The sequence below is a fragment of the bacterium genome, from assembly GCA_035703895.1.
Classification (GTDB): domain Bacteria; phylum Sysuimicrobiota; class Sysuimicrobiia; order Sysuimicrobiales; family Segetimicrobiaceae; genus Segetimicrobium.
The window spans coordinates 1-6,396 of sequence record DASSXJ010000318.1 but is presented as its reverse complement, the minus strand read 5'-3'; the positions used below and the strand labels follow the sequence as shown (position 1 = coordinate 6,396).

Below are 6,396 nucleotides of genomic sequence, written 5' to 3'. Positions count from 1 at the left end.
ACGACGGGCACTCGTTTCCTCCGCTTGCGGCCCCGCTGCTATGTGAGCCCCGGCCGGCTATCCCAGCGCACAGGGGATCAGCATCGCCGCGTAACGAGGAGGCCGCCGCTCCGAAGCTGAATCCGTCGCTGTTCAATCTGTTTTGGCTGAGGGAGCAATGGACCACGCGCCGGATCCGATAGGACCGCTCGCGCTCCGTGTCGGGCAGTCGGCCACACGGACAAAAAAAGTGACCGATGACGATCTCCGAAAGTACGCCGAGATCACGGGCGACTACAACCCGCTCCACTTCGACAACGACTTCGCCGCACGTACGCGGTTCGGGCGCCGGGTCGCCCAAGGGGGCATCACGGCGGGCCTCCTCAACGCCCTGGTGGCGATGGACCTTCCCGGACCGGGAACCGTCTTCATGAGCCAGTCCCTCACGTATCGGGCGCCCGTCTTTGTGGGCGACGTCCTCACGGCGAAGGTGGAAGTGGTGGCCCTCAAACCCGACAAACCGGTATGCCACCTGACCTTCGCGATCAGCAATCAGCGTGGAGACGTCGTGCTCGAAGCCGATGCGTGGACGTACACGCTTCGGCCGGGAGCGGTCAGGTGAGCCGGAACACCCCCTGGCGGCGCTGCAGCGCCGCAACGGCGCTGAGACAAGCGAGGCGCGAGGTGCGCGGGTTGGCGGGGTCCATGACGTTCTCGAAGTGCAGCGTAAACGTCCCGAAGCGCCCTTCGGCCCGAATCTCATGCACCGATCGGGGGATCGAAGGATCGGCTACGATCTCGACCTGGGTCCGATCGAAGCCGATGCCCGCGAGGCTCACCGCGGCGGCGATGTTGGCGTTCTGCGGGAAGTGTCCCACCGCCTCGCGCGCCGAGCCGCGGTAGACGACGAGGGGTTCCGACAGGGTCTCCCGCAGCAAGCCTTGCGCCACCACGTAGGGCGCGGTACTCAGTCCTTCCGGGCGCTTGATCGTCCGGTGGGTCACGCGTTCCAGGTCGCCGAGCGCCCGGGCCGCCGCCAGCGCATCGAGTCCGCCCACGCCCCCCGAGGGGAGCCAGATCGTCGCGCCGTTCTGCCTGGCGGTGTCTTCGAGTGGGGTGCGGACCGTCTCGTCGGCCAGCGCGCCGATGCTCATGAGGATCATGTTGAGGCCGGCCTTGACGATGGGGAGCGCGTAGGCCCGCACCGCCTCGTGGCCGGCGGCTTCGAGCACCACGGCGGGGCGTGCGCTGATCAGGGGCGCGACGTCGTACACGATGGATCCGCCGGCGCCCACAACGCGATTCTCCGTGTCCTCGCGCCGTGACCGGGCCAGGACCACCGCGCGATCGTACGGGATCCGCTTCGTGGCAAGCGCCTGAAGGACCTGGCCGCCGATGGTGCCGACGCCGATCAGACCCAGGATGCGGCTCGCGCTCGCGGTGGCCGTCATGCGCGAACTCCTCCGAGATCCGCCGGCGCAGGCACCCCGGGCGCCGTTCCGCGTCCCGGGACATCGCGCACCGGCGAGATGAACTGGCCGTCGCCGGGACGTGCCACGACCCCGCCGCGCTCGTATGCTGCGCGGCCTCTGACGAAGGTCTGGGCGACCCGGCCCCGGATCTCCAGCCCTTCGAAGGGGGTCCAGCCGGCGCCACTATGGAGGTCCTTCCCCCGGATCGTCCAAACCGCGTCCGGGTCGAGGATCGTCAGGTCGGCGTCCGCCCCAGGCGTCAGCCGGCCCTTGCGGGGAGCCAGCCCGAAGTTGCGCGCGGGCCGCTCGGACAGCAGGGTGGCGAGTTCGAGGATGGAGATCCGGCCGGAGGCGACGCCGAAGTGGTACAGCAACGGCAACAGCGTTTCGACCCCCGGGGCGCCCGACGCGTTCGCGAAGATATCCGGATCGCTCTTTCGCGCGAGGAGCCAGGGGGCGTGGTCGGAGGTCACCTGATCGATCCGGCCGGCGGCCAGATACCGCCATAACGCCTCGACGTGGTCGCGGCTCCGGAGGGGCGGGTTGATTTTCGCAAGCGCCCCGAGGCGGGCCATCGAAGATTCATCGAGCACGAGGTACTGGATGCACGTCTCGGCGGTGACGCGGCCGCCCTCTTGCCGGTACCGCTCCACGAGGTCGAAGGAGCGGGGGACGCTGGCGTGGACGATGTGCACGTGGACATCCGTCCCGACCGCCAGCTCGAGCACGCGGCCGACCGCTTCGGTCTCCGAGACGGGCGGCCGCGATCGCCCGTGGGCGAGCGGATCGGTCCGTCCGGCGGCGCGCTCCCGGGCCGCGCCCCGATCGGCGATGTCCTGGTTCTCACAGTGCACCGCGACGGGGAGGCCGAGTGGGGCGACCCGGTGGAACGCGGCGAGGAGCTCCCCATCGGGGATCCGGGGAAAGCGGACCGGGTCGGCCTCGTACGTGGCCATCTTGAACGCGCACGCGCCGGCGGCGGCGATCCGCTCGATCTCGTCGAGGCCACCCTCCCTGCGAATCGTTCCGTACAGCGCGACGTCTCCGACCGCCTGGGCGGCGACGTCTGCGATCTTCCTCGTGAAGGTCTCGAGATCCGGAACGGCCGCGGGCATATCGTACGGCATGTCCACGATCGTCGTCACCCCGCCCGCGACCGCGGCTTGCGTGCACCGGGTGATGCCCTCGCCCGGCTCGCTTCGCGTGTGCACGTGCGTATCGACGATCCCCGGCAGAACATACGCGTGGTCGGCCTGCACGACCCGTGCCCCCCGCGGGGGCGACTCCTCGGCTCCGACCGCGGCGATCCGGCCGCGACGAACGGCGACGTAGCCGTGGTCGAGGACCCGCTCGGGTAGCACGATGCGCCCGCTCACGACGAGGTCGAACTCCGGCGGCTTCGGCATACCCGGGTCCCTGCTCCCTCAGCGGCCGGCCGCCGGCTCGTCCTCGCACTTGGCGTTGGTGTATCCTGAGCGGAACGGGCGTATGGTCTGTTTTTCGGGATCGTACGCGTGCCGCCAGGCGCATCCGATATCCTTGGCGAGGAGGTGGAGGGAGACCGACGCGGTCGGGGAGGTCGTCCGCACGCCGTGAATATCGTTGTCGGGCGGGATGAGTTCGTAGAAATCGCCGACCCGGAGCTGTCGCACGGTCACGAGTTCCAGGTTCCCGTGTCCTTCGCCGGTACCGCCGACCAGCCGGTAGATCGATTCCTCCTGGGCGCCCTCGTAGAGCCCAACCAACCCCCAGGCTAGATGATCGTGAACCGGGGTCGCCGACCCGGAGGGCACGACCAGGCTGAAGAGCGTGAGCGAGCGGTCGGCCGAGCGATACAAGAGCCACTGGCCGATGCCGCCGCCCATGCCACCGCTCTCACACGGCGCCCTGAATTTGTCGGGCAACCATCGCCGATCGCCCAGCAGGCGCGAAAACGCCGGACGGAGCTTGGCCGCGGCTTCCTCGGGGGACGAGGTATGGCGAACCACCGGCGTGACTTCGCCGATGAACTCCTTAAGGATGTCGCTGTCCACCAGGTATTCCTCTTCGTGCACCGTGGGCTCGATCGACACGGCCGCCCTCCTATCTGCTGTGGTTGGGGATGCGTCCCCATGATAACACCTGGATCGTCTCGCCGCGCCGGGAGACCTGTGCGCTGTCGCGCGGCCGGGCGGAGGAACGTTTCCGGGCGCGCACCCGTAGGAGAGGCTGAGGGGTGGGATATCAAGGTGAGGCGCATGGTGACGAGACGATTTCTGATCAGCCACGGGCCCCGTGCTGGGCTCGCGTGCCTCCTGGTGTTGGCGGCGCTGACCGGCGCGGGTGCGCAGGTCACGAGTGGTCGCACCGTGCCGTTCGTGACGATTGCCGAGGGGAAGATCTCGGGGGTGCGGCTCCCGGAGCGCCTCGTGATCCGCGACGATACGGCGTGGCGTACCCTCTGGCGCCGGCACGCCGGCCCGGACGCGGGTCCGCCCCCCGTCGTGGACTTCGACCGCGACATGGTGATCGCCGTGTTTGCCGGCCAGGCGTCCGACTCCGCGATCCTCGCCATCACCAAGATCGCGGCGACGCCCGACCGGCTCGAGGTGGCGTACACGCTGCGGGACACCCGGCCGCTCCCCGCGGCGACGGCCAACTCTTCGACGGCGCCATTCCAGATCGTGCGGGTGGCCCGGTCCTCGCTGCCCGTCGGCTTCGTCCAGCTCAAGACGCCCCCCGTGCTGCGCGTACAGTAGTTTCCCACCGACGGGCACTTGCGGTTCCTAAAGAAGTCGCGCGGGCTTCGGGCCGATCCCCGGCCCGAAGCCCGCGGTGTGCCGACGGTCTAGTGTCCCAATGTACTCAGCGGGAAGTCCGCGAAGTAGACATCCTCCGCGGCCGAAACCAATGCCGGGTTGTGCGACCGGGTGTCGGCCCAGACGATGACGGCCCCGTGCGAGTCCGCGGCCACGCTCATGTAGTCCCCGAGGAAGCCCATCTGTGCGGAGTTGTTCGCCGGCGTCAGGTTGGGCATGGACGCCGTCGTGATGCGGAAGTGCTTAAAGGACGTCCCATGGTTGGTGGACACGGCCAGCGTGATATCGTTGCAGCCGCTCGACTCGCAGCCATGCTGCCGGTCGTAGTAGGCGATGTAGACGTTCCCCTCCGGGCCCACCGCCATCCAGGACTGCCACTGGGCCGCCCCGGATTTGTCGTCGCTGCTCACGAGCTTGGGGGCCGACCACGTGGCCCCGCCGTTGTCGGAGTGAACGATGAACACGTCGTTGTTGTGGTTGGCGCACGGCTCGACGGGGAGCCCGCCGCTCGTGGCGCAGGGTCCGCCGTTGCGGAAGTCGGACCAGGAGAAGTATAGCCGTCCCTGTGACCCGAAGTTGGGGTCGAACGCGCCCGCGCCGAAGTCGTTCAGCCGGTAGCCGTTGGGCGGCAGGCACTGCCGGCCTCGGGGGCATCCTGTCACCGGATCGTTGAGTTGGGGACCGAGGAAAAACGGCTGGGTGTCGAAGTCGTCGGCCACCTTGACGGGCTCCGACCAATTGGCCTTGTTCGTGCAGTCGGCCGTGCCCAGGCACTTGACGAGCATGTGCTGGTTCACGATCGTCGGCGTGTTCCCGTTGTTGAAGAAGACGTAGAGGGTCCCATCGGGCCCCACGACCGGCCAGGACCCCTGGTCTTGGTTGCACCTGTTGGCCGGGGTCGTGGGGGCAAACTGGTTGGCCAGGATGCACGCGCTGCTCGCGCCGCTGATCTCGACCCCGGGGGACCAGGTTGCGCCGCCGTCCTTGGACTGGGAGAAGTAAATGGGGCTGTCGGTGGCGCTAAAGCGAGTCCAGGTGACGTAGACGTTGTCCCGCTTCGGGCTGGCGATGTGGGAGTCCGCGGCGATGAACTCCTTGTCGTTGAAGATGACCGGGTCGTTGTCGTTGGCCACGATCCCAAGAGGGTTGTCCACGAGCGGCCCGCCGGCCGGGCTGTGGAAGAACGAGCCGCCGAACGCGGCGTTGGACTTGGTGACGACGATCGCGTTAGCCGCCGCCACGACGTCAAACACAATGCAGGTGAAGTAGACGTTACCCTGCGAGTCGAAGGCCATCGCCGGATCGCTTGCGGCGTCGGACACGTGCCCGTCCTTGAGGGCAAACTGCCAGAAGGGTGGGAGCTGGTCGCCCCAATGCCTGCCCCGGTCGAAGGAGTAGTCGATCCCGCAGTGGTTGAAGCCGATGCGGCTGTCGTTCTGGCCCGCGATGAGGTGCGTGTGGTCGGTTGGGTCGATGGCGATCTGCTCCTCCGCGTGCCGGCGGAACGAGCAGTCCTGGTTCGCCCGGATGTTATCAAACTTCCCGTGGAACACGTTGGGACAGCCGAGGGTCTTGGTCTTGACACCCTCCGGGAGCCGGAGGCTGCGGGCGCGGGAGCCGGGGCCGGCGCCTTCTCCGTACCTGGCGTGCCAGGCGGCATCCATGACCCCGCCGGAGATCAGCCGTTCGTGTAGCCGGAGGGTCGCCTGGCCTGTCTCGACGGCCAGGCTGTGTTCCAAGATGGCGTTCGTGCGCGGCACGATCGGTTGCGAGGAGATGGTCCCATTCATGATGCCCACAACAAGCGCCAGCGCAAGCACACCAACACCAAGGCGCAAGAGAGCCATACAGTCCCCCCCTCATGTGTATGCCGTTGTCGTACGCGGTCGGCTCGCCCGAGCGCGCTCTCGCAGCCTCACCCCCCTTTCGCCCGTCATCCCCTCTGCGGCGCTCAATCTTACGGGCTCATGGCCGGGTTGTCGTACCAGCGCATCACGTACTGAAAAGGAGACGGGCGGATCGCCGTGTTCTCGCTGCCCATCCCTTCCGCCGGATCGAGAATCGACGCAGTGGAGCCGGCGATGCGGACGTGCTTGCCAAACACCGCTCCGAGGAGCGTCTCCGCCCGATCGATGACAATGTTGGCG

Annotated in this window: 7 protein-coding genes; 2 read left to right on the top strand and 5 right to left on the bottom strand. The window is 68.0% G+C overall.

Going from position 1 to position 6,396, the window contains the following annotated elements:
- Positions 1 to 157: 157 nt before the first annotated feature.
- Positions 158 to 601: a MaoC family dehydratase gene (locus VFP86_20930; GenBank protein HET9002113.1), complete on the top strand. Its 444-nt coding sequence runs from the start codon at positions 158 to 160 to the stop codon at positions 599 to 601.
- Here the strand turns inward: VFP86_20930 and VFP86_20925 are convergent.
- Genes VFP86_20925 through VFP86_20915 form a run of 3 tightly spaced genes read right to left on the bottom strand, consistent with a single transcriptional unit; the run spans position 594 to position 3,523 of the window.
- Entirely contained in the window at positions 594 to 1,430 is an 837-nt protein-coding gene (locus tag VFP86_20925) for an aspartate dehydrogenase (GenBank protein ID HET9002112.1), read from the bottom strand. The genes VFP86_20930 and VFP86_20925 overlap by 8 nt on opposite strands.
- Positions 1,427 to 2,857, bottom strand: a complete 1,431-nt coding sequence (locus VFP86_20920; GenBank protein ID HET9002111.1) for a dihydroorotase family protein — start codon at positions 2,855 to 2,857, stop codon at positions 1,427 to 1,429. The genes VFP86_20925 and VFP86_20920 overlap by 4 nt, the downstream gene beginning before the upstream one ends.
- An 18-nt stretch (positions 2,858 to 2,875) precedes the next feature.
- On the bottom strand, positions 2,876 to 3,523 hold the full coding sequence (locus VFP86_20915; protein HET9002110.1) for a hypothetical protein: 648 nt from the start codon (positions 3,521 to 3,523) through the stop codon (positions 2,876 to 2,878).
- Positions 3,524 to 3,691: 168 nt separating this feature from the next.
- Here VFP86_20915 and VFP86_20910 point away from each other — a divergent pair, with 168 nt between their 5' ends.
- Positions 3,692 to 4,189, top strand: a complete 498-nt coding sequence (locus tag VFP86_20910) for a hypothetical protein (GenBank protein HET9002109.1) — start codon at positions 3,692 to 3,694, stop codon at positions 4,187 to 4,189.
- 89 nt (positions 4,190 to 4,278) lie between these two features.
- Here VFP86_20910 and VFP86_20905 read toward each other — a convergent pair whose 3' ends face one another.
- Both VFP86_20905 and VFP86_20900 read right to left on the bottom strand, forming a co-directional pair.
- Positions 4,279 to 6,096 (bottom strand): sialidase family protein, encoded by a 1,818-nt coding sequence (locus tag VFP86_20905; protein HET9002108.1) that lies wholly within the window; start codon positions 6,094 to 6,096, stop codon positions 4,279 to 4,281.
- A gap of 110 nt (positions 6,097 to 6,206) precedes the next feature.
- Positions 6,207 to 6,396, bottom strand: a 190-nt coding sequence (locus VFP86_20900; protein HET9002107.1) for a hypothetical protein, incomplete at its 5' end; no start/stop codon positions are given.